The following is a 22,029-nucleotide window of genomic DNA, read 5'->3' as shown; positions in this document are numbered from 1 at the left end:
TGTGCGGTTTCATGGATTCAATGCCAGCGCCCGTATCAATGACCGGCTGTTCTCAATGACATGTTCTTCTCGACGCACATTTCGGTGCGCTTTTACTGCCCGGTAATTCAGCGTGCCGTCCGGACGAGTGCCCGCCCGGGGTGGAGTCGTTCGTCCGGGTCCTCGGGCTGTCTCGTCACCGTGGTGGCGAGCGCGAGATCGCGGTCGGGCTCGTACGCCATGACCACGCCCCAGCTGCCGCAGTGGCCCCACCACCGGCCGGACCCCAGCGGGATCCGGTGGATCCCCATGCCGCGCCCCTCCGCGCCGCGCGCCGCGACGGGCGCCAGCATGGCCGCGAGCGTGGTGGGCCGCTCGAAGACCCCGCCCCGGAACAACGCCCGGACGAACGCGGTCAGATCGGACATCGTCGAGACCAGTCCGCCGCCGCCCCAGAGGTCGCAGGACGGATCGACGGCCAGCAGGTCGGTACCGGACACGTACTGGTGCGCGCGGTCCGCGCCGGCCCCGGGGGTGGGCTCCAGCGACTCCAGGTGGAGGGAGTCCAGGCCCAGTTCCCGGAGCGGGAGCAGCTCGCGGTAGGCGGCGGCCAGCGGCCGCCCGGTGACCCGTTCGAGCACCTCGCCGAGGATCACGTAACCGGTGTCGGAGTAGTGGAACTCCGCACCGGGGGAGGAGAGTCGGCGCCCGTGCTCGACCGCCCACCGCACCTGCTCCAGGCGGCTCCAGCGGTGGCCGGGGTCGGCGAACGCCTGCTCGTCGTAGGCGGGATCGCCTCCCCAGTCGTACAGGCCGGCCGTGTGCTGGAGCAGTTGGCGCACGGTCATCCGGGCCGGTTCGTAGCCGCCCTCGGCGAGCGCCCCGAGGACCGCGTCGGAGGCCAGCGCCGAGACGCGTTCCTCCAGTCGGAGGTCGCCGCGCTCCATCAGCCGCAGCACCGCGGCCGCGGTGAAGGTCTTGGTGACCGAGGCCACCCGTACCGCCGCCGTCGGACGCAGTTCGCGCCCGGTGGCGGCGTCCGCGACACCGCTCGCCCCGGCCCAGTGCCAGTCCTCGCCGCGCAGGGCGGCCAGGACACCGGGCTGACGGGGGGTCGCGGCGTGGCCGGCGCGGAGCGCCTCCGCGAGGCCGCGGGGCACCGCCGGCCGGGTCGGCCCGCGGGCCGCACGGCCGGAACGATTACTTCCGTTTGATCGCACACTCCTCACCCCCAAACCGGCTGTGAAAGATCCACCCCCGTGGACGTGCTCGCCGATACGGCGACAACGATCAAGGGCATCCGGAGTCGACACTCCGTGTCCGGATCACCCAGGCGCAATACTCGCATCCGGACCCTGCCATGACAACAGTGCGTAGGAGCCCCTTTTCATGACGGATCCCGAGCTGTGCATTTTGCCGATGAATGCCGGATGAAGGGGGATTCCTTTACCGTTGCCGGCCTGTCCGTGCTCGCCCCCGAGGGGTTCCTCGAACACGCGGTCGGTGAGAACGTCGACGCCGGCACCGGAGCGACGGGAGGTCGGTCCGGTGCCGGCGGTGCGCGGGGTCACGCGGTGCGGTGCGCTGGTGCGCGGGGTCACGCGGTGCGGTGCGCTGGTGCGCGGGGTCACGCGGTGCGGTGCGCTGGCGCGCGGGGTCACGCGGTGCGGTGCGCTGGCGCGCGGGGTCACGCGGTGCGGTCGGCGTCCTCGGCGAGGACGGGGTGGGCGAACGGCTGCCCGGCCGCGTAGCGGGCCAGTTCGTCGGCGGCCGCGGCGGCCATCCGGTGCAGCTCGCGGCCCAGGGACCCGGCGATGTGGGGGGTGAGCACCACATTGGGCAGGTCGTAGAGCGGGGAGTCGGCGGGCAGCACCTCGGGCACGGTGACGTCGAGCACGGCGTCGAGGCGCCCGGTGACCAGCTCGCGGACCAGCGCGTCCTGGTCGAGGAGGGAGCCGCGGGAGGTGTTGATCAGGGTGGCGCCGTCGCGCATCAGGGCGAGCCGGCGGCCGTCGATCAGATGGTGGGTCGCCGGGAGTTCGGGCGCGTGCACGCTGACCGTGTCGGAGGCGGCGCAGAGCTCGTCCAGCCCGACCAGGCGCGCGCCGAGCCCGGCGGCCTCGGCCTCGTCCACGTACGGGTCGTGGAGCAGCAGGTCGAGGTCGTGGGGGCGCAGCAGTTCGAGCACGCGGCGCCCGATCCGGGAGGCGCCGACGATGCCGACGGTGCGCCGGTAGTTGCCCGCGTCGGGGTAGCCGCGCTGCCAGTCGTGCGGGGTGCCGCGGCGGCCGCGGTAGTCCTCGCGGATCCGCAGGAACTGCTTGTTGGCGAGCAGGACGGCGGCGACGGTGTACTCGGCGACGGGCAGGGCGTTGGCCCAGGCGGCGGAGGTGACCCGCAGGCCGCGCTCCCAGCAGGCGTCGGTGATGTGGTGCTTGACGGACCCCGCCGCGTGGATGACGGCGCGCAGCTGCGGGGCGGCGGCGAGGACGTCCCCGTCGATCGCGGGGCAGCCCCAGCTGGAGACGATGACCTCGGCCCCGGCGAGGGCGGCCCGGGCCTCCTCGGTGCCGAAGTCGTCGAGCACCAGGGCGGGGTCGAGTTCGGCGAGCTCGGTGAGGCGGGCCAGGGTGTCGGTGTCGAAGAGCCGGCCGGTGAGGTCGCGGTGCATGGCGAGCACGGCGCGGGGGCGGCGGCCCGGGGGTGCCGGGTCGGCCGGTCGGGGGTCGGTCATGGGCTTCTCCGGGACGACGGCGGCGGGGTGGGGGCGGATCGGGGGCGGGTCACTTGACGGCCCCCGCGGTGAGACCGGCCTTCCAGTGCCGCTGGAGCAGGACGAAGGCGAGGACGAGCGGGACGACGGCCAGCAGCGCGCCGGTGACGACCAGCGGGTAGTACTCGGGGAAGGCCCTGGTCTGCGCGTTCCAGGTGAACAGGCCGAGGCTGACCGGGAAGAGCCGGTTGTCGGAGAGCATCACCAGCGGCAGGAAGAAGTTGTTCCAGATGGCGGTGAACTGGAACAGCAGGACGGTGACGAAGCCGGGCATCACCATCCGCAGGCCGATCGACCAGAAGGTGCGCAGTTCGCCCGCGCCGTCGGTGCGGGCGGCCTCCAGCACCTCGCCGGGGATGTAGCCGGCGCAGAAGACCCGGGCGAGGTAGACGCCGAAGGGGTTCACCAGGGAGGGCAGGAACACGGCCCAGAAGGTGTTGACGATCCCGAGTTCGGAGGCCAGCAGGTACATCGGCAGGGCGAGCGCGGTGGTGGGCACCAGCACGCCGAGCAGGACCAGGCCGAACAGCGTCTCCTTGCCGGGGAAGGAGAAGACGTGGAACGCGTAGCCGGCGCCCACGCAGACCAGGGCGCAGAGCACGGAGCCGATCCCGGCGTAGAGCAGGGAGTTGAGGTACCAGCGGAAGTAGATGCCGTCGCCGGCGCTCGCGAGGTCGCTCAGGTTCTGCCCGAGGTCGAAGTTGGCGGCGGTCAGGGAGCGGCCGCCGAGCAGGTCGGCCGTGCTCTTGGCGGCGGCGGTGACCAGCCAGCCGAGCGGCAGCAGGGTGTAGGCGGTGGCGAGGACGAGCACGCCGTTGACGGCGCCCTTCGACAGCGTCCAGGGACGACGGGTGCTCATGCGCGGGCCTCCCGTGCGCGCTCGGACCGGGACCGGGTGGCCCGGGTGACGGCGAAGGAGAGCCCGGCGGCGACGACGGCGAGCAGCACCGAGGAGGCGGCCGCCAGTCCGTAGTCGCCGCGCTCGAAGGCGGCGGTGTAGGCGTACATGTTGGGGGTCCAGGTGGAGGTCACACCGGGTGCGGTGTTGTGCAGGATCATCGGCTCGGTGAAGAGCTGGAGGGAGCCGATGACGGTGAACAGTCCGACCATGGCCAGGGAGGGCCGGATCAGCGGGATCTTGATGCCGATCGCCGTCCGCAGCGGGCCGGCGCCGTCGATGACGGCGGCCTCCAGCACCTCGCGGGGGATGGCCTGGAGCGCGGCGTAGAAGATGACCATGTTGTAGCCGCTCCACTGCCACAGGGCCATGTTGACCACGGCCGGCAGCGGGTGGCCGAGCGGATCGGGCTGGGCGCCGAGCGTTTCCAGGACGTCCAGCACGGGGCTGATGCCGGGGGTGTAGAGGTACATCCAGACCAGCGCGGCGATGATGCCGGGCACGGCGTGCGGGATGAACAGGGCGAGCTGGAAGAACCGCTTGGCGCGGACCAGCGCGGAGTCCAGGAGCAGGGCGAGGACGAGCGCCAGGGCGGTCATCAGCGGGATGTAGAGCAGGCAGTACTGGGTGATGGTGAGGAAGCCGTCGCGGAAGGCCTCGTCCTGCAGGGCCCGGGTGTAGTTGCCGAGGCCGGTGAAGACCGTCTCGGTGCCGCCGAAGCCGAGGCCGGAGCGGTGCTCGGTGAACAGGCTGAGCTTGACCGCGTAGCCGATCGGGACGAGCGTGCAGGCGGTGAACAGGACCAGGAACGGGGCGAGCAGGACGGCCGGCGCCCCGTACCGCCCGCGCCGCCGGGGGGCGGCGGCGCGGGCGCTCGTGCGCGTGGTGGCCCCGGGGCGGGCGCCGCTCCCGGGGCGGGCGGTGCCCTTGGTGCGGGTGGCGCGGGTCGTCACTGGGCGACCTTCAGCCCGCGGTTCTTGAGCTCGGCGAGAGTGGCCTGCTGGGCGGCGGCGAGCGCGTCGTCGATGGTGCCGGTCTTGCCCGCGACCTTGCCGAAGGCGTCCTTGACGGTGCCGTTGGTGAGGCCCATCACGGGGCCCCAGGTCCAGCCGGACTTGATCGAGTCGGCGGCGTGCGCGTAGAGGCCGTAGAGGTCCTGGCCGCCGTAGAAGTCGCTGTTGAAGGCCTTCGCGGCGGTGGGCACGAGTTCGGTGGCGGCGGGGTAGGTGGAGGAGGTGCCGGAGGCGATCCGGGCCTTGATGCCCTCGGGGGTGGTGGTCGCCCAGGCGGCGAACTCCACGGCGGCCTTGGCCTTCTTGCTGTCCTTGGAGACGGCGAAGGTGGTGCCGCCGAGCATGCCGCTGGCGGGGGTGCCGTCCCAGCTGGGCATGGCGGCGACGGCCCACTTGCCGGCGGCGTCGGGGGTGGTGGCGAGGTTGGACTTCAGCACCCCGCCGCCCCAGGAGGCGCCGAGGTAGCCGGCGGTCTCGCCCTTCTGCAGCGAGGCGGTCCACTGCTGGCTGAACGAGGGCTGGACGCGGACCAGGTCCTCGTCGACCAGCTGCTGCCAGTAGGCGGAGACCTTCTTGGTCTCGGGCCCGGTCAGGTCGGTCTTCCAGGCCTCGCCGGAGGTGCTGAACCAGCGGGCGCCGTTCTGCCAGGCCATCGCCTCGAAGGTGGTGGGGTCGTCGGGGAAGAAGGTGGCGATCCGGGTCTCCGGCTGGGCGGCCTTGAGCTTCTGGGCGGCGGTGCGGAACTCGTCCCAGGTCTTGGGGACGGTGATGCCGGCCTTCTCGAAGAGGTCCTTGCGGTAGTAGAAGGCCTGCGGTGCGGCGTCCAGCGGCAGCGCCCAGGTCCGGCCGCCGAGCGAGGTCAGCTCGGCGGCCTGCGGCAGGTACTTGGCCTTGAGGTCCTGGCCGACGAGCTTGGAGATGTCCTGGACGGCGCCCTGGCTGACGAAGTCCGGCAGCTGCGGGTACTCGACGTTGAACACGTCGGGGGCGTTTCCGGCCTTGACGGCGTTGGAGAGCTTCGCGTAGCCGCCGGCGTTGCCGGCCGGGATCTCCTCGAAGGTGATCCGGATGTTCGGGTGGCTCGCGTTGAAGGCCTCGACGACCTCCTTGGTGCCCTTGGCCCAGCCCCAGAAGAGGAGGTCGACGGGCTTGCCGTCCTCGGCGGTGGCGGTGGAGGTCGACCCGCCGCTGCTGCCGCAGGCGGCGAGGAGGGTCACGGAGAGCGCGACGGCGGTGGCGGCGGCGGTGGCACGGAGGGCTCTGCGGCGGGAGAACGCGGATGAGCGCATGGCACGGCTCCTCGGAGGGGGAAGCCACGGTCCGGTGGGTCGGCCAGTCACGGACTCGTGGAGGGTGGGGGCGGCTGGCAGCCATCCTGAGCAGCTTGCCGATCGGAGTCAAGAGACGCAGATCGAATGATCTGATCCGATCGAATGGACGAACCGGTCGGATCGGTCACTCCTGCGCCTCCGACCTGCCCAAATAAGGAGCGTGACGGGCCCGGGGCGGCAAGGTCACAATCCGATCAACCAGTTCATTTGATCCATGAGTCTTGACGAATGATCGGTCGATTCCTAGATTCCGGGCCAGGGACCCACCCGCTCCCGGCCGCCGACGAAGGACACCAGCTGATGCCACTGCCCCCCGAGGACCGACACCTCAGCCCCCGCACCGGCTGGACCAGGGCGCACTGGGAGGCCGTGGCCGACGAACTCCTCACCGCCGTCCGCCCCTACGCCAGCCCCGGCCAGGCCCTGATCGACCTCCCCGGGACCGGCCCCAGCTGGTCCGGACGCCGCTCCGACGGCCTGGAGGGCTACGCCCGCACCTTCCTGCCCGCCGCCCTGCGGATCGCCGGCGCCGACGGCGACGACCCGCACGGCCTGCTGGACGCCTACGCGCGCGGACTCGACACCGGCACCCGCACCCCCACCGCCGAACGCGGACTCACCGACGGCGACCCCGAGTCCTGGCCACTGATCACCGACCGGGGCCAGGCCATGGTCGAGGCCGCCTCGATCGCCTTCGCCCTCCGGCTCACCCGGCCCTGGCTCTGGGACCGCCTCGACGCCCCCGTCCGCGACCGCGTCGGCCGCTGGCTGGCCGACGCCCTGCACCGCACCCCCAACGACAACAACTGGTGGCTGTTCCCGCTCTCGGTCGGCGGCTTCCTCGCCGAGGCAGGCATCGAGGAGCACGCCGCCGGCGCCGCCGTGCGGCGCGGCCTGGAGCGGATCGAGCGCTTCCACCTCGGCGACGGCTGGTACACCGACGGCCGCCCCCGCGCCTTCGACCACTACAACGGCTGGGCCCTGCACCTCTACCCGGTCCTGCACGCCCACCTCGCCGCCGACCGCGCCCTGCTCGACGAGTACGGCTCCCGGCTCGCGGCCCACCTCGCCGACCAGGCCCACCTGTTCGGCGGCGACGGCGCCCCCGTCCACCAGGGCCGCTCCCTCACCTACCGCTTCGCCGCCACCGCGCCGCTCTGGGCCGGCGCCCTCACCGGCCACACCCCGCTCGCCCCCGGCGCCACCCGCCGGATCGCCTCCGGCGCGCTGCGCCACTTCGTCGACCGCGGCGCGATCGACGAGCGCGGCCTGCTCACCCTCGGCTGGTACGGACCGGAACCGCGACTCGTCCAGCCCTACTCCGGCCCGGCCTCGCCGTACTGGGCCGGCAGCGGCTTCCTCGGCCTGCTGCTCCCGCCCGACCACCCGGTCTGGACCGATCCCGAGCTGCCTGCCCCGGCGGAGGAGCGCGACACCGTACGGATCCTGGCGCGGCCGAACTGGCTGGTCCAGTCGACGGCGGCCGACGGATTGGTCCGGCTGCACAACCACGGCAGCGACGACCAGCCGGCCGACCAGGTCCGGCCCGACGACCCGCACTACGCCCGACTCGCCCACTCCACCGCCACCGGCCCCACCCACGACGGCCCGGCGGACAACCACCTCGCCCTGCTGACCGACGGGGCGGCGAGCGAGCGCGGCCGGATCGAGCCCGTCGGCTGCGGCCCGGACTGGGCGGCCTCGCTCAGCCGCCCCCGCGTCCGCGGGGAGGAACTCGCCGGAGTGACGGTCACCACCGTCACCCTGGTGCACGGCGCGGACGAGGCCCGGGTCCACCTGGTCGCCGGCGCGGCGCCCGGCACCGGCGTCCGCCAGACCGGCTGGGCCGTCGCCGGCCGGACCGCCGGGGCGGGCCCCGCGACCGCACCGCGGCCGGGCGCCAGGGCCTCGGCCGACGCCTCGGCCGACGGCGGACGCCTCCTCAGCGAACTCACCGGGCTGCACGGCTTCACCGGGGCCGCGCTCCTCACCGTCCCGGGCGGCACCGCCTTCGGGCCCGAGGCGGCCGTGCCGGTGCTCGACGGGGTCGTCGGCGGGGTCCTCGACGGAGTGCTCGGCGACGACGTGCTCGACGACGGTGCCGCCCTGTTCGCCTGCGCGGCGCGCCTCACCGGCACGGCCCTCCCGCCCCCGCTCGAAGTGCGGCTGGAGGCGACCGGGGCCGGTGCCGGGGTCGGTGCCGACGGCACCCGGCAGCTGTGGCTGACCTGGCCGGACGGCACCACCCACCGGATCGGCATCGGGCCCGGCACCGTCTCCGTCGCGGGCTCCGTCTCCGTCAGCCACAGCGGTTAGGCCCGCCATGCCCCTCGCCCTCTCCACGCTCGGCCTGCCCGGCACCCCCCTCGACCGGGTCGCCGGGCTGGCCGCCGACCACGGCTGGCACGGCCTCGAACTGCGCTGCGCCTCCGACCAGCCGGTCCGGCTCAAGCTGAGCGCGCTCCAGCGCAAGGCCGCGGCCCGCACCCTCGGCCGGGCCGGGCTGGTCCCGGTCGCCCTCGCCTCCTACATCGGCGTGGCCGCGCCGGGACCGGACGAACCGCTGGTCGCTGACCTGCTGGCACATCTGCGGCTCGCCGCCGACCTGGGCTGCCACCGGCTGCGGGTGTTCCCGCACGGCGGGCCCGGCGCGGGCGCCGCCGCCGACGCCAGGGCGGTCCGCCGACTGCTGGAGGTGGCCGACCACGCCCGGTCGCTGGGCGTGCGGATCCTGGTCGAGACGCACGACTCGCACCGGTCGGCCGGCGCGCTCGCGGCGCTGCTCGACCAGGTCGGCCACCCCGCCGTCGGCGCGCTCTGGGACCTCCTGCACACCTGGCTGGCGGGGGAGAACCCGGCCGAGACCCATCGGATCCTCGGCCGCCACCTCGGCTACGCGCAGGTCAAGGACGTCGCTTCGCCGGACGACCTCACACCGGTCGCCCTCGGCAGCGGCGTGCTGCCGATCGCGGACTGCCTGCGGCTGCTGCCGCGGGACGGCTGGATCGCCTGGGAGTACGAGGCTCCCTGGCACCCGCGCGCTGCCCCGCTGGCGCCGCAGCTCGGTGCGGGGGCCGGGTATCTGGCGGCGCTGGCCCGCCGGTGAGCGGACGGTGCCGGGGCCGCGGGCGCCGAGTGCGGGTCGGACCGTACGTAACGAGGCCCCGCGCACCCCTGCGGCTCAGGGCGCAGCCGGGCCCGCGGCGGCCGCCGGCCCGGCCCCGGTCAGCCCGTGCGGGAGGTCACGGCCGGCCCCCGCACGAGGTGCGGACGCGCAGGACGGGGAGCAGGGCGGTGCGGTGGACCGGGAGGTCGGTGCTGCCCGTGAGGCGGCGCAGCAGCAGGTCGAACGCCGCCCCGCCCACCGCCCGCTTGGGCGGGGCCACGGCGGTCAGCGGGGGAGCGGCGAGGGCCGCGAACACGTCGTCGTAGGCGATCAGCGCCACGTCCTCGGGCACCCGCAGCCCGCGGGCGCGCAGCAGCGGCGGCAGCCGGATCGCGTCCTGGTCGTTGTGGACGAGGACCGCCCGGGTGCCCGCCGCGACGGCCCCGGCGATCCGGTCGGCGAGCGGGGCGGCATCGGTCTGCGTCCCGTCGGCGGTGGAGGTGTCCAGCACCGGGAGCTCCGGCAGGCCGAGCAGCCGGGTGCCGTCGCGGTAGCCGGCCCGGACCTCCTCCGACGTCCAGGAGTCGCCGCGGGCGGCCAGCAGGACGCTGTCGTGGCCGAGGTCGGCGAAGTGGCGCAGCGCGCGCAGCACGCCGTGGCGGTGGTCCGAGCCGACGGTGTCCAGCCGGGACCCGGGACCGTCCGGGGTGGAGGAGCGGCGCTCCACCAGGACCGTCGGGACCGGCAGGTCGTCGAGCCAGTCGCAGGCGGGGGAGCGCCGCCCGGGGAGCAGGTTCGGGGCGAGCAGCAGGCCCTGGGCCCCGGACTCCAGCAGTCGTTCGACCTGGACCGGGTCGTCGCCGGCCCGGTAGGGCGCGATGCCGAGGACCAGCCGGGCGCCGGCCTCGGTGGCGGCGGCGCGGGCACCGGCGATCACCTCGTCGAAGTACGAGCCGACCGAGGGGACCAGCAGGCCGACGGTGCGTCCGGCGCCCGGGCCGCCGTCGTGGTCCGGGGCCCGGTCGGGGCCGGGGTGGTCGAGCGAGACGAACCCGTGCGAGCGGACCAGCCGGCCGGCCTCGGCCAGTGCGGCGATGTCGCGCCGTACGGTGACGGCGGGGATGCCCAGGCGGTCGGCGAGGTCCTTGAGCCGTACCTGGCCGCCGAGATCACCGACCGCCGTGACGATCAGCCGGCGCCGCTCCTCCCTGGACATGGCCATCCACTCCCTCTGTTCGGTCTGTGCTGTCGTGGTGCTGACGTGCCGCTGCCGCAGGCGCTGCCGTGCGGTGTCGACGTGCGGTGCCGACGTGCTGCTCGCTCTGTCTGCGAAGCGGATCAAAGGCTATCGTTCGATCGAAATTCGATCAATAGACGGGGTTCATATCGATTGATTGACCGCCCGATCATCCTGCTCGTAGGGTACGGACCGGCGATCGATCGTCGATCTCGCCCATGCCCGCATCACGGAGGCACCCATGGCCGACCGGGCCACCCACCCCGCGCTCACCCTCGACGGAGACACCTTCCTGCGGGCCGGACGCCCCCACCGGATCGTCTCCGCCGCGATCCACTACTTCCGGATCCGCCCCGAACTCTGGTCCGACCGCCTGCTGCGCCTGCGCGCCATGGGCGTCAACACCGTCGAGACCTACGTCGCCTGGAACTTCCACCAGCCCGCACCGGGCACCAGCGACTTCACCGGGGACCGCGACCTGGCCGCCTTCGTCCGCACCGCCGGCGGCCTCGGGCTCGACGTGATCGTCCGGCCCGGCCCGTACATCTGCGCCGAATGGGAGTTCGGCGGCCTCCCGGCCTGGCTGCTGGCCGACCCCGCGCTGCGGCTCCGCCGCGTCGACGGCCCCTACCTCGCCGCCGTCGACGCCTGGTTCGACGTACTCGTGCCCGTCCTGCTCCCGCTGCTCGCCTCCGCCGGCGGACCCGTCGTCGCGGTGGCGGTGGAGAACGAGTACGGGAGCTACGGCAACGACACCGCCTACCTGGAACACCTCCGGGACGGCCTGGTCCGCCGCGGCGTCGACTGCCTGCTCTTCACCGCCGACGGAGCCGAGGACGGCTTCCAGCTCGGCGGCCGACTGCCCGGCCTGCTCACCACCGGCACCTTCGGCTCCCGCCCCGAGGAGTCCCTGGACTGCCTGCGCCGCCACCAGCCGGTCGGCCCGCTCGTCTGCATGGAGTACTGGACCGGCTGGTTCGACCACTGGGGGACCCCGCACCACCTCCGCGACCCCGAGGAGTCCGCCGACGTCCTCGACCGGCTGCTCGCCGCCGGCGCCTCCGTCAACATCTACATGGGCCACGGCGGCACCAACTTCGGCTGGTGGAACGGCGCCAACCACGACGGGACCGCCTACCGGCCGGACACCACCAGCTACGACTACGACGCCCCGGTGGGCGAGGCGGGCGAACTCACCCCCAAGTTCCACCTGTTCCGCGAGGTCATCGGGCGCCACCTGGGCACTGACCCGCACCAGCCGCCGCCGCTGCCCGCCCGGCTCGCCCCGCAGAGCGTCCCGGTCACTGCGAGCGCCGCTCTCGCGGACTCCCTGGACGCCCTCGCCACCGTCCACCACAGCCCCGAGCCCGCGCCGATGGAGACCTTCGGCCAGAACCTCGGCCTGATCCACTACCGCACCCGACTGCGCGGCCCGCTCGGCCACGGGGAACTGCGGATCGACGGACTCGCCGACCGCGCCCAGGTGTTCCTCGACGGCGTCCCGATCGGCGTGCTCGAACGCGACCGCCCGGACGAGGCGCTGAAGGTCACGGTCCCGGCCGGCGGGGCGGTGCTCGACCTGCTGGTGGAGAACATGGGACGGATCAACTACGGGCCGCTGCTCCACGACCGCAAGGGGATCACCGGCGGGGTCCGGGTCGACCGGCAGTTCCAGTTCGGCTGGGAGGTCCGCCCGCTGCCCCTCGACGACCTGACCGTCCTGCGCTTCGGCCCGGCGAGCACGCAGGACGGGCCCGGCTTCCACCGCGCCCTGTTCACCGTCGACGCGCCTGCCGACGGGTTCCTCGCGCTCCCGGGCTTCACCAAGGGCATGGTCTGGCTCAACGGCTTCGCCCTCGGACGCCACTGGGAGCGCGGCCCGCAGCGCACCCTCTACGCCCCCGCGCCGCTGTGGCGGGCGGGCGTCAACGAGGTGGTCGTGCTCGAACTCCACCGGCCGGGCACCCGGATCGAGCTCCGGGACCGCCCGGACCTCGGGCCGACGGCCGCGGTGGAGGCGTCCGCGGGCTGACGGGGCGGCGGCCGTCGCGGCCGTCGCGGACGGCCCGGGGGAGCGCGGGGCGGTCGACGGCCGGTCCACGGATCGGATCCCGATCGAATGGTAGATTCCTGTCCGCGTTGGGCAGATCACCTCGCACCGACCGGAGCGAACCGCAGGGCGAACCGCAGGGAGTGACATGTCGATCTCGGCCGACGAACGCCGTACCCGCATCCTCGACGCGGTGCGGGACCTCGGATCGGTCCGGATCACCGAACTCGCCGAGCGGCTGGAGATCCCCGCGGTCACCGTCCGCCGCGACGTCGCGGCGCTCGCCGAGGCCGGCCTGCTCCGCCGCTCGCACGGCTCGGTCTCCTCGGCCGCCGCCCCCGGCGCCGACGCCCCCACGCGCGGCGACGGGCCCTCGATCGGGCTGCTCGTCCCGGCGGTGGGCCAGTACTTCGACGAGGTCATCGCTGGGGCCAGGGCCGCCGCCGCCCGGGCCGGCGCGAGTCTGGTGCTCGGCATCTCCTCCTACGAGGCGAGCGCCGACCGCGTCCAGGTCGAGCAGTTGCTCACCTCGGGCGCGCAGGGGCTGCTGCTCGCGCCCAACTGGACCCCCACCGACGGCCCCGAGGGCCGGGAGTGGGTCGAGGACCTCCCCGTCCCGGCCGTCCTGGTGGAACGCCGGTCGGCCCCGGGCAGCGCGGCCGAGGACCTCGACTGGGTGGCCTCCGACCACCGCCACGGCGTGCTCCTCGCGGTGCGGCACCTCGCCGCCCTCGGCCACGGCTCCGTCGCGCTGGTCGCCCGCCGGGACACCTGGACGGCGCACGAGATCCGGGCCGGCTACGCCGAGAGCTGCGCGCTGCTCGGCCTGCCCGCGGAGCCCGTCATCGACATCGTGCGCCCGGTGGCGGACGCGGAGGACGTGGCGGACTCCCTGGCCGAGGCCCACGCGCGCGGCGTCCGGGCGGTCCTGGTCCACAACGACCAGGACGCGATCCAACTGCTGCCACTGCTGCGCGCCCGCGGCCTCCAGGTGCCCGGCGACCTGGCGGTGGTCAGCTACGACGACGTGCTCGCGGAGCTCGGCGCCCCGCCGCTGACGGCGGTCGCGCCGCCGAAGCGGGCGGTCGGGGCGGAGGCCGTGGCGCTGCTCCTGCGCCGGCTCGGCGGGGACGACGCGCTGCCCGTCCACCACCTGCTGCTGCTGCCGAGGCTGACGGTCCGCGAGTCCTGCGGCGCCGCCGCCCGGTCGAACTGACGGGGCCCAGGTCCGAAGCGGCCGGAACCGGCGGGAGCCGGCGGGAGTCGGTGGAGTCTCGCCCGGGCAGCGATCACATGGTCAATTGACTGGTTCTTCGATCGAACATTGATCAAATGGATCGCGATGCCTTGACCCGGTCAGATGGTCGTCCTATGGTGCGGGCGGGCGCCCACCCTCCCTCCTCCCTCCCCCACCTCGGGAGTCCCCCCATGCACCTGAACCCCACATCGAGGCATGCGGCCGTGCTCGCCGCGGCCGCCTCGCTGTTCCTCCTCCCGCTGTCCGGACCGGCACCGGCTGCCGCGGCCGCCGCGGCCGCCGCGGGCGGCACCACCCGGTACCTGGACTGCTCGGCCACGTCGAACGGGGACGGCAGCCAGGCCGCTCCGTGGAACAGCCTCGCCACCGCCAACGCCTACGTCTTCGGACCGGGCGACCAGCTGCTGCTCAAGCGCGGTTCCACCTGCACCGGCACCCTGAAGCCGCAGGGCTCCGGCAGCGCCGCCGCACCCGTCACCCTCGCCGCGTACGGGACCGGGACGTCCCGCCCGGTCGTCGCCGGCAGCGCCACCTCCACCGAGAAGGCCGCCGTCCACCTCTACAACGTCGAGCAGTGGGAGATCCGGGACCTGGAGATCACCTTCAAGGACACCTCCGCCACCAAGCGCGAACGCAACGGCCTGCTGGTCGAGGTCGCGGACCTGCCCGACGGCGTCGGCACCCACTACCTGGTCGACGACATCTACGTGCACGACGTCAACGGCGACGCCACCAAGTGGTCCAACGGCATCCAGTTCCGCGTCTCCGGCACCACCACCCCCACCAACTTCGACGACGTCCTGGTCCAGGACTCCCGGATCGACAAGGTCGACCGCGAGGGCCTGACCAACCGCTCCACCTGGATGTGCCGCCCCCAGTACGGCACCGGCGACGACTGCGGGACGAAGAACAACTGGCGCGCCAGCACCCGCCTGGTCTTCCGCGGCAACACCATCAGCAACACCGGCGGCGACGGCATCGTGCTGCGCGCCGCCGACCACGGCCTGGTGGAGCACAACCTCGCCTACGACCTCGCGATGCGGCCGATGGGCTCCAACGCGGGCATCTGGACGATCAACTCGGACGACAGCCTGATCCAGTACAACGAGGTCCACCACGTGCGCCGGCTCCCGGACAACGGCGACGGCATGGCCTTCGACTCCGACTACGGCAACAACCGGGCGGTCTTCCAGTTCAACCACAGCCACGACAACGAGGGTGGCTTCATGCTGTTCTGCGGGGCCTGCGGCGCGGGCTCCAGCAGCACCGGCACCGTCGTGCGCTACAACCTCAGCCACCACGACAAGGACCGCTGGCTGGCCAGCTCCGGCGAGGACAGCGCCGACCTCTACCAGAACACCGTGTACTTCCCGGCCGGCTCCACCGCCGACATCGTCCAGGACGGCTTCGGCACCACCCACGCCCGCTTCACCAACAACGTCCTCGTCAACCTGGGCAGCGGCGGCTTCGACGGCCTGAACAACCAGGGCACCTACCACCCGGCCGAGTTCACCTGGGCGGCCAACACCTTCTTCGGCAACCACCCCGCCAACGAGCCCGCCGACCCGGAGAAGAAGACCTACGACCCGCAGTTCGTCAACGCGGGCGGCAGCACCCCGGCGGACTACAAGCTGGCCGAGGGCTCGCCGGTCCGCGGCACCGGCACCACGATCCCGACCCTCGGCGACAAGGACTACTTCGGCAACCCGCTCCCGCACGTCTGCCGACCCGACCGCGGCTTCCACCAGGCGTCCGCGTTCGACGACAGCGCCTGCGGCCCGGTCAACGCGGTCCGCAACGCCGGCTTCGAGAACACCGACCTCAACCCCTGGACCAGCTACGGCGGCGTCACCCTCGACACCGCCACCCAGCACAGCGGCAGCCGTGCGGTGAAGGTCGGCCCCGCCCAGGCCGCCGCCGAACAGATCGTCCAGGTCAAGCCCGGCACCAGCTACACCCTCGCGGGCTGGGGCAAGGTCTCCGCGAGCGGCACCGAACTCTCCCTCGGCGCCAAACAGTACAACGGCACCGCCTCCACCAGCACCGTCTTCACCACCACGACCTTCACCCAGCGCTCCACCACCTTCACCACCGGCCCGACCGCCACCACCGCCAAGATCTACTGCTACGCCCGCAGCGGCACCGGCTACGGCTGGTGCGACGACATCACCCTCCAGGAGAACTGACGCACCCGCCCGGGGCACCCCGCCCCGGGCGCCCGGCGCCGGACCCCGCCCGGATCGTCCACCTCACCGGCACCGCCGCCGCCTGCAGCCCCGGGCCCGGGCCGCCGTGGAACTCGCCGCCCGCGCGCCGGGCGGTGCCGTCTGCCTGGACGTCAACCACCGGGCCGAGCTCCGGTCGCGCGAGGAGGCCGCGGCCGCGGGGCGTCTGCTGGTCCCGCGGCTGGACATCGTGGTGGCCTGCCGTTCCGCGAGGAGCTGACCCTGCTGGACGCCGCGCTCGGTACCACGCCGCGGTGACGGTTGCCGGACGGGAGGAGGCGGTGACCGTGGACTCCCACGGCGGGCAGCACCGCCGCCCCGACCGGTTCCAGCTGGGTGAGGGGACCCACTGGCGCGAGGACCGGCTCTACTTCGTCGACCTGTTGCAGAGTGCCCTGTACGGCTCGGCCCCGGTGGCGCCCCGGCGGAGCCGAGACCCGAGGCCCGGTTGGAGGGGCCGCTCGGCGCCGTCGCCCCGGTGTACGGGCGGTCCGCGGAGTGGGTCGCCACCGCACCGGTTCCCGGCCGCCCCACCGGCCGGCGGGGAACCACCTCCCACGCCTTCTCTCCACACCCTCGGACCCCCGTGCTGCGGAACGGCACCGTCAGCCGGTCCGCGGCCCGGGTCCGTTTGTGCGGGCGCCGCCGGGGCGGGTGTCGGTGAGGGACCCGGCGACGGAGCCGGCCGTGACACTGGACAAAGCTTTGCGAGCGATTCCGCGGTCCCGCCGGATGGTGGGCCCGTATCGGCGGTGGAGGTGCGGACACCGGGGTGCATCGGCCAGAGTGAACCGGTGAGCTTCCTCGTCCTGCTCGAGACCGAACTCGTCCGCACGTCGGCGGTCGGCGCGACCACCGACTACGTCGAGGGCGTGCGCGCCGTGCACGCGGCGCGGCCGACCCCGGAGTCGCCGGGGGATCCCGGTGACGCGACCTTGTGCGGCATGGGAACCGGCCGGATGCGAAGGGACCCGTACCGGGCGCCCGGGGCCGACGCGCCGTGGTATCCGCCGGAGTGGAGCACTCGGGTGTGCCCCTACTGCGACCGCGCGGTCCGGGCCTGAGGCCAGACGCGCCGGGACGCCGCGCGCCGGTACGGCAACGCAACGGGCCTGGGCGGGTACCTGGGAGGCATCGACCCGGCCCGGGCTGTCCACCGGTCGGCCCTCAACGGGTCGGTGGAGCTACTCCTTCACCGCGCCGCCGGTCAGGAGGTCCCAGCGCGGGGCGAACTGGTTCTGGAACTGTGCGAGTTCCACCGGCAGGGTGCGCGGCGGCTCGTTGTTGGTGACCAGGGAGGGCCAGGCGAACGTGTCCCAGGTCCACACGGACGTCAGCACTGCGACAGGTGCCAAGCACCGCCCAGGAGTTGGGCAGCAGGGTGCTCCCGCCCGCAGCCGTGTCGCCCTCGTACCCGCGCAGGATGCCGCGGGCACCACGGGTTCCCTCGGCGGGTCCGGGCCTGTTGCAGGTCTGCAATCCGGGGTGCTGCCTACCGTCGGCCGTCTCCGGACCTGTGGCATCGACGTCGGGGCTGCCGCCTTCGCGAAGGTCGCCCGGTTCGAGTTCCGGGTCCGCGCCTCCCGACCCGCCCTTCGGTACCGGGCGCATATCGCATACGATGAGAAGGTGGCACGAGCGAACTGGGCACGGCTGCCCGTGGTGAAGAGCAAGGCCGACCTCGTCTACGACAGCCTCCGGGCTGCCATCGCCGAGGGGGACCTCAAGCCGGGCGAGCGTATCAACATGGATGAGCTCGCCCGGAGCCTCGGCGTGAGCAAGATCCCCGTCCGCGAGGCCGTCAAGCGGCTGGAGGCGGACGGGCTGGTGGTGTCCCGGGTGCACTCCGGGGTGACCGTCGCCGAGGTGGACGCCGCCGAGATGCGCGGCGTCCACCTGGCCCGCGAGGCGATCGAGGGCCTGGTCGCCGGGCTGGCCGCCGAGCGCATCACGGACGCCCAGCTGGCCGGGCTGGAATCGGTCCAGCAGCAGATGCGCGGGCGCCTGGGGACCGGCTCGGTCCAACGCCTGCCGGAACTCAACTCCGAATTCCACCGGATCCTCGCCGAGGCCGCCGGCTACCGCGTCCTGGCCGAACTGACGGACCGGCTGCTGCTGACCGTCCGTCGCCACCGGATCTCGGCACCGGTCGACCCGGAGAACTGGGCGCAGGTCATCGCCGAGCACGACGGGATCGTGGCCGCCCTGCGCCGCCGCGACCCGGACGCGGCGGCGCAGGCGGCCAAGGCCCACATCAGCGCCCAGGCGGGCCACGAGGTCGCCGACAAGGACTGAGCGGGTAGCCGAAATGTCGTCGGCGGCGGTGACGTTCTGGCGGATCGCTGCCGCCCGCCCGCTGAACCACTTCCAACAGCAGTCCACGGGCGCGGACCACGGCGCCCTGTTCGCCGGGGTCTCGATCTCGATCCTGCCGATGACCGGTCTCTGCGCCCGGCCCGGCCGCCGCCGTTGACGGAGGCCCGCGTATTCACTCCTTCGGGTGGAGCCGGCCGGTCGTCCGTTTGTGCACGCCCCGCCGGAACATGATTCGGCCGAACGGTGCCCGCCGCGGGCACCCTGTCGATCAGAGAAGGGCGCTTCGTATGACTACCGCTGGTGGAGAGCCGACCCCGTCGATCACCGACGCGACACTCACCGACATCGCCACCCAGGGCATCTGGCGCGGTGCGAGCCTGGACATCAACCCCTCGGTGCTCGCCGTCGCCAGGGCGCTGCTCGCAGCCGTCCAGGGTCCCGGGACGGACGCCGCACTCCCCGAGGAACTGCGGGAGCTGGCGGCGGGAGTGCGGCAGCGTGCCCAGGTCGCCCTTCCCCGCATCACCACGGCGGACGGTTTCGCGCTCTCGGCGTTCTCGATCAAGCAGAGCGGTTCCGAGCAGCGTCCGGTGGTGATCGTGCCCGCCGGCTGGAACCCCTACGGCTGGCTGCCCTTCGTCTACGGGTACCTCTCGCTGGCGGCGCGCGGCTACCACGTGCTGGCCTACACCCCGCGGGGCATCGGCACACCGGGCCTGGTGTCCACCTCCGAGGGGTTCGTCGACGTCGCCGGTCCGAAGGACTGGGCGGACGGCTCGCTCGTGATCGACTACGCGCAGGAGCACTTCGACCCGAACAAGGTCGGCTTCCTGGGCCTGTCCTACGGCTCCGGGATCAGCCAGTTGGTCGCCGCGCACGACGAGGACGACCGGGTCGCCGCCGTGGCCGCGCTGAGCACCTGGGGGAACCTCGCCACCAGCCTCTACGACCACGGCACCCGGCACGAGGAGGCCGTGCGGCTGCTGGTCGGGTTCACCGGCGGCGAGGAGGCGGACAAGTTCGACGAGCCGACGCGGCAGATCCTCCAGTACTTCCGGGACGGGGAGCACATGGACCGCGTGGTGGAGTGGGGCACCGAGCGGTCCCCGGAGAAGTACGTCGGCATCACCAACCAGCGTGAGATCCCGACCTACTACTCGAACACCTGGCACGAGGGCCTGTTCCCGGTCGGAGAGGCGATCGACACCTTCGAGAAGCTCACCGTCCCGAAGCACCTGAACCTGTGGATCGGCGACCACGGGGCCCCGGAGGGCACCGGCATCAGCGGCGTGCCGAGCGGACTGCCCTTCCCCGGCCTGCTGACGCCGATCCGGGAGGCGTACGCCTGGCTGGACCACCACCTGCTCGGCGCGGCCAACGAGGTGCCGGACTGGCCCGTGGTCAACAGCCAGGTCATGTTCACCTACAAGACCGCGCCGGTCGTCGGCGGCGGCCGGCTGATCACCGCCCCGGCCCGGCGCGAGCCGCTCGATTCCTGGGAGGACGCCAAGGTCAGCAGCGAGGCCTGGTACCTCGGCGGTAACGGCGGCAACGGCGATGGCACCCTGTCCGACAAGCCCTCGACGGGCTGGAGCCGGTCCTTCACCGCGGGCCACGAGACCAGCGCCACCGCGATGGACGAGATCATGGCCACCGGCCAGAAGGAGTGGTTCGGCAACCCGAAGGAGTACCGGCCGGCGGCCTTCGAGCGGGACCGGCTGCTGCTGTGGTCCACCGAGGCACTGGCGGGAGGCCGCCGGATCCGCGGCTCCGCCGGGGTCAGGCTCGCGGTCCGGGCGGAGGCGGCCGACGCTGTGACCCTGGTCGCCTACCTCTTCGACGTGGCCCCGGACGGCACCGCCCGGATCATCACCCACGAGCCCTTCACCGCCACGGACCTGAGTGCCGGTACCGAGCGGACCCTCGACTGGAAGCTCCAGCCGGCCGCCTACGACCTGCCCGACGGCCACCGTCTCGCCCTGGTCGTGAACAGCCGCGACAAGCTCTACGCCTTCACGGGCGTGCCGGACAGCACCACCACCATCACCACCCCGGCCCAGGGCGAGGCCGTCCTGGAGCTGCCGCTCGGCTGAGCCGCGCCGCCCGTGCGCCGCGGGCGGCGGCGGGCTTGGTGTCGCGGCCGGATGCAGTCGGCCGCGACACCCCCGGTCACTACGGGGATTGGGCTGCCGGAGCGGTCTCGTGCACCCGTAGTGGTGGTCGTCGGAGCAGGGCCCCGGGGGAGCGGGGAGGCATCCGTCATGCCATCTGATCGTCAGATTGTCTCGCGACGCATGCTCATGCTCGGGGCCGGGTTGTCGCTCCTCGGGGTGGCCGGGTGCCACGGGAACTTCCGGGGACCGCTCCGCGGCGAGGAAGCGGCCGCCGGTGCGCTGGACGCCTCCCTTGCCGAAGCCCCGTCCCCAGCCCCCTCCCCAACCCCAACCCCGTCCTCCTCCCCGACCGAGTCACCGGCCCCGGCGCCCGCGCCCAGCAGCGCCGTACCCGCCGCGGGCACTTCCGCGCCCAGCAGCCCGCCCGCGTCGGCGTCTGCGTCAGCGCCCGCGTCGGCGCCCGCGTCGGCGCCTGCGTCAGCGGCCGCGCCCTCGCCCTCGCCCCGGGTGGTCACCGCGGCCGAGAGCCGGCCGGTGTACGAGCTCGACGCCGCACGGAAGGTCGTCGCCATCACCGTCGACGACGGACCCGATCCGCGGTACACGCCGTCCGTCCTGGCGCTGCTCGACCAGTACGGGATCCGGGCCTCCTTCTTCCTCATCGGCGAGAACGCGGACGCCTACCCCGACCTGGTCCGGGAGGTCGCCGCGCGCGGCCACCACATCGCCAACCACTCCTGGAGCCACCCCGACCTGAGCGGCCTCTCCGCCGCGAAGGTGCGCGACGAGCTCGGACGCACCTCCGAGCTGCTCGGGCGGCTCACCGGCAGGGCACCGACCTGGTTCCGCGCCCCGGGCGGCGGCTGGTCGCCGACGGTGCTGAAGGTCGGCGCCGAGCTGGGGATGCGGCCGATGGCCTGGTCCGTGGACCCCCAGGACTGGGCGACGCCGGGTACGGACGTGATCACCAAGCGGCTGGAGAAGGAACTGCGGCCGGGCGCGATCGTCCTCACCCACGACGGCGGCGGCGACCGCTCGCAGACGGTCGCGGCGCTCAAGACCTTCCTGCCGATGCTGATCGACTCCGGGTACCGCTTCACAGCGCCCCCCGGCTGACGGCCGGAAACCGTGCGTCGGGCCCGCGTCGGGCCGGCGTCAGGCCGCGTCCGGGCGGCCTGCCGTCCGGAGCCACGCGCGGGCGGCCCGCGCGGAGGTCAGGTGGACCACCGTCAGGCCGGGGTGGGCGGCGAGCCGGTCCAGCGTCCGCCGGCGGTACGCGGAGTGACGGGCCCAGGCCCAGCGGATCGGGTGCTCCGGGTCCAGCCAGTTGCGGAAGCTCTCGCGGTTGCCGTTCCACAGCTCGCGGCGGGTGAGCGCGCGAGCCACCGAGCGGCGCAGGACCCGCTGCATGACGGTGCGTCGGGGCAGGTCGAGCCAGACATAGGTGTCGGCGCGGGCCGGCAGCAGGTCCCCCAGCTTGCCGGTGTACTGGTCCTCGACGACCCAGCGCCCGGTCGCCGCGAAGGCCTCGACGTCCGACCGGAACTCGGCGCGCGGGACCCAGCCCGGCCCGTGGTGCAGCGCGTCCAGCTCGTAGCGGGGCAGGTCCAGCAGCACGGCCAGCCGGGCCGCCGTCGTCGTCTTCCCCGCCCCCGAGATCCCGGCGACCAGCACACGTTCCACGGTCACCACCTTAGGGCGCCGGGGCGTCGGGGCGTCGCCGGGGTCG

The 22,029-nt window shown here is 73.5% G+C and carries 19 protein-coding genes; 11 read left to right on the top strand and 8 right to left on the bottom strand.

All coding sequences use genetic code 11. The annotated features are described in order from the left end of the window. Positions 1 to 107: 107 nt before the first annotated feature. From IF01_RS41980 to IF01_RS0119185, 5 genes are all read right to left on the bottom strand, one after another. Positions 108 to 1,139, bottom strand: a complete 1,032-nt coding sequence (locus IF01_RS41980; RefSeq protein WP_051755667.1) for a serine hydrolase domain-containing protein — start codon at positions 1,137 to 1,139, stop codon at positions 108 to 110. Between the two features lie 527 nt (positions 1,140 to 1,666). Further along, positions 1,667 to 2,713, bottom strand: coding sequence for a hydroxyacid dehydrogenase (locus tag IF01_RS0119200; RefSeq protein ID WP_208624331.1), 1,047 nt, complete (start codon positions 2,711 to 2,713; stop codon positions 1,667 to 1,669). Between the two features lie 49 nt (positions 2,714 to 2,762). Next, positions 2,763 to 3,611: a carbohydrate ABC transporter permease gene (locus IF01_RS0119195; protein WP_030394674.1), complete on the bottom strand. Its 849-nt coding sequence runs from the start codon at positions 3,609 to 3,611 to the stop codon at positions 2,763 to 2,765. Beyond that, positions 3,608 to 4,471, bottom strand: coding sequence for a carbohydrate ABC transporter permease (locus tag IF01_RS0119190; RefSeq protein ID WP_030394673.1), 864 nt, complete (start codon positions 4,469 to 4,471; stop codon positions 3,608 to 3,610). The genes IF01_RS0119195 and IF01_RS0119190 overlap by 4 nt, the downstream gene beginning before the upstream one ends. 128 nt (positions 4,472 to 4,599) lie before the next feature. Continuing rightward, a complete protein-coding gene (locus IF01_RS0119185) occupies positions 4,600 to 5,952 on the bottom strand; it encodes an ABC transporter substrate-binding protein (protein ID WP_030394672.1) in 1,353 nt (450 codons plus the stop codon). A gap of 342 nt (positions 5,953 to 6,294) precedes the next feature. On the opposite strand from IF01_RS0119185, the gene IF01_RS0119180 reads away from it, so the two are divergent. Both IF01_RS0119180 and IF01_RS0119175 read left to right on the top strand, forming a co-directional pair. Then, positions 6,295 to 8,310, top strand: a complete 2,016-nt coding sequence (locus tag IF01_RS0119180; protein WP_051755666.1) for a DUF2264 domain-containing protein — start codon at positions 6,295 to 6,297, stop codon at positions 8,308 to 8,310. 7 nt (positions 8,311 to 8,317) lie between these two features. After that, complete coding sequence (locus IF01_RS0119175; protein ID WP_030394670.1) at positions 8,318 to 9,100, top strand: sugar phosphate isomerase/epimerase family protein; 783 nt, start codon at positions 8,318 to 8,320, stop codon at positions 9,098 to 9,100. A 136-nt stretch (positions 9,101 to 9,236) separates the two neighbouring features. On the opposite strand, the gene IF01_RS0119170 is transcribed toward IF01_RS0119175, so the two are convergent. Continuing rightward, on the bottom strand, positions 9,237 to 10,322 hold the full coding sequence (locus tag IF01_RS0119170; RefSeq protein WP_030394669.1) for a LacI family DNA-binding transcriptional regulator: 1,086 nt from the start codon (positions 10,320 to 10,322) through the stop codon (positions 9,237 to 9,239). A 256-nt stretch (positions 10,323 to 10,578) separates the two neighbouring features. Here IF01_RS0119170 and IF01_RS0119165 point away from each other — a divergent pair, with 256 nt between their 5' ends. The 5 genes from IF01_RS0119165 (at position 10,579) to IF01_RS48360 (ending at position 16,934) form a co-directional block, all read left to right on the top strand. Beyond that, on the top strand, positions 10,579 to 12,369 hold the full coding sequence (locus tag IF01_RS0119165; protein WP_030394668.1) for a glycoside hydrolase family 35 protein: 1,791 nt from the start codon (positions 10,579 to 10,581) through the stop codon (positions 12,367 to 12,369). A gap of 166 nt (positions 12,370 to 12,535) precedes the next feature. Further along, positions 12,536 to 13,603, top strand: a complete 1,068-nt coding sequence (locus IF01_RS0119160) for a substrate-binding domain-containing protein (RefSeq protein WP_030394667.1) — start codon at positions 12,536 to 12,538, stop codon at positions 13,601 to 13,603. 212 nt (positions 13,604 to 13,815) lie between these two features. Next, positions 13,816 to 15,831 (top strand): carbohydrate binding domain-containing protein, encoded by a 2,016-nt coding sequence (locus IF01_RS0119155; protein WP_167349759.1) that lies wholly within the window; start codon positions 13,816 to 13,818, stop codon positions 15,829 to 15,831. 106 nt (positions 15,832 to 15,937) lie between these two features. Beyond that, complete coding sequence (locus tag IF01_RS48365; RefSeq protein ID WP_157855281.1) at positions 15,938 to 16,090, top strand: hypothetical protein; 153 nt, start codon at positions 15,938 to 15,940, stop codon at positions 16,088 to 16,090. A 574-nt stretch (positions 16,091 to 16,664) separates the two neighbouring features. Next, positions 16,665 to 16,934, top strand: coding sequence for a hypothetical protein (locus IF01_RS48360; protein ID WP_157855280.1), 270 nt, complete (start codon positions 16,665 to 16,667; stop codon positions 16,932 to 16,934). A gap of 120 nt (positions 16,935 to 17,054) precedes the next feature. Here IF01_RS48360 and IF01_RS48355 read toward each other — a convergent pair whose 3' ends face one another. Further along, the gene (locus IF01_RS48355) at positions 17,055 to 17,210 is read right to left on the bottom strand and encodes a hypothetical protein (protein WP_157855279.1); all 156 of its coding nucleotides are present in this window, start codon (positions 17,208 to 17,210) and stop codon (positions 17,055 to 17,057) included. A gap of 289 nt (positions 17,211 to 17,499) precedes the next feature. Between IF01_RS48355 and IF01_RS48350 the strand changes: the two genes are divergently transcribed. The 4 genes from IF01_RS48350 (at position 17,500) to IF01_RS41975 (ending at position 21,416) form a co-directional block, all read left to right on the top strand. Continuing rightward, positions 17,500 to 18,165 carry a GntR family transcriptional regulator gene (locus IF01_RS48350; RefSeq protein WP_157855278.1) on the top strand — a complete coding sequence of 222 codons (666 nt, stop codon included), beginning with the start codon at positions 17,500 to 17,502 and terminating at the stop codon, positions 18,163 to 18,165. A 13-nt stretch (positions 18,166 to 18,178) separates the two neighbouring features. Further along, complete coding sequence (locus IF01_RS48345) at positions 18,179 to 18,343, top strand: hypothetical protein (RefSeq protein WP_157855277.1); 165 nt, start codon at positions 18,179 to 18,181, stop codon at positions 18,341 to 18,343. A gap of 130 nt (positions 18,344 to 18,473) precedes the next feature. Beyond that, positions 18,474 to 20,279 (top strand): CocE/NonD family hydrolase, encoded by a 1,806-nt coding sequence (locus IF01_RS0119125; protein WP_030394663.1) that lies wholly within the window; start codon positions 18,474 to 18,476, stop codon positions 20,277 to 20,279. Positions 20,280 to 20,834: 555 nt separating this feature from the next. Next, positions 20,835 to 21,416: a polysaccharide deacetylase family protein gene (locus IF01_RS41975; RefSeq protein WP_051755660.1), complete on the top strand. Its 582-nt coding sequence runs from the start codon at positions 20,835 to 20,837 to the stop codon at positions 21,414 to 21,416. A gap of 39 nt (positions 21,417 to 21,455) precedes the next feature. On the opposite strand, the gene IF01_RS0119115 is transcribed toward IF01_RS41975, so the two are convergent. After that, positions 21,456 to 21,983 (bottom strand): P-loop NTPase family protein, encoded by a 528-nt coding sequence (locus IF01_RS0119115; protein ID WP_037780312.1) that lies wholly within the window; start codon positions 21,981 to 21,983, stop codon positions 21,456 to 21,458. Positions 21,984 to 22,029: the final 46 nt, after the last annotated feature.

The organism is Kitasatospora purpeofusca (genome assembly GCF_000718025.1).
Lineage (GTDB): Bacteria > Actinomycetota > Actinomycetes > Streptomycetales > Streptomycetaceae > Kitasatospora > Kitasatospora purpeofusca.
This window is presented reverse-complemented; position numbering and strand designations above follow the sequence as displayed.

What these genes read in the sequence shown, in the direction of transcription:
- IF01_RS0119165 (WP_030394668.1), top strand. Translation starts at nt 10,579, where the DNA reads ATGGCCGACCGGGCCACCCACCCCGCGCTCACCCTCGACGGAGACACC.
- IF01_RS0119160 (WP_030394667.1), top strand. Translation starts at nt 12,536, where the DNA reads ATGTCGATCTCGGCCGACGAACGCCGTACCCGCATCCTCGACGCGGTG.
- IF01_RS0119170 (WP_030394669.1), bottom strand. Translation starts at nt 10,322, where the DNA reads ATGGCCATGTCCAGGGAGGAGCGGCGCCGGCTGATCGTCACGGCGGTC.
- IF01_RS0119125 (WP_030394663.1), top strand. Translation starts at nt 18,474, where the DNA reads ATGACTACCGCTGGTGGAGAGCCGACCCCGTCGATCACCGACGCGACA.
- IF01_RS0119155 (WP_167349759.1), top strand. Translation starts at nt 13,816, where the DNA reads ATGCACCTGAACCCCACATCGAGGCATGCGGCCGTGCTCGCCGCGGCC.
- IF01_RS48345 (WP_157855277.1), top strand. Translation starts at nt 18,179, where the DNA reads ATGTCGTCGGCGGCGGTGACGTTCTGGCGGATCGCTGCCGCCCGCCCG.
- IF01_RS0119200 (WP_208624331.1), bottom strand. Translation starts at nt 2,713, where the DNA reads ATGACCGACCCCCGACCGGCCGACCCGGCACCCCCGGGCCGCCGCCCC.
- IF01_RS0119185 (WP_030394672.1), bottom strand. Translation starts at nt 5,952, where the DNA reads ATGCGCTCATCCGCGTTCTCCCGCCGCAGAGCCCTCCGTGCCACCGCC.
- IF01_RS0119180 (WP_051755666.1), top strand. Translation starts at nt 6,295, where the DNA reads ATGCCACTGCCCCCCGAGGACCGACACCTCAGCCCCCGCACCGGCTGG.
- IF01_RS0119195 (WP_030394674.1), bottom strand. Translation starts at nt 3,611, where the DNA reads ATGAGCACCCGTCGTCCCTGGACGCTGTCGAAGGGCGCCGTCAACGGC.
- IF01_RS0119175 (WP_030394670.1), top strand. Translation starts at nt 8,318, where the DNA reads ATGCCCCTCGCCCTCTCCACGCTCGGCCTGCCCGGCACCCCCCTCGAC.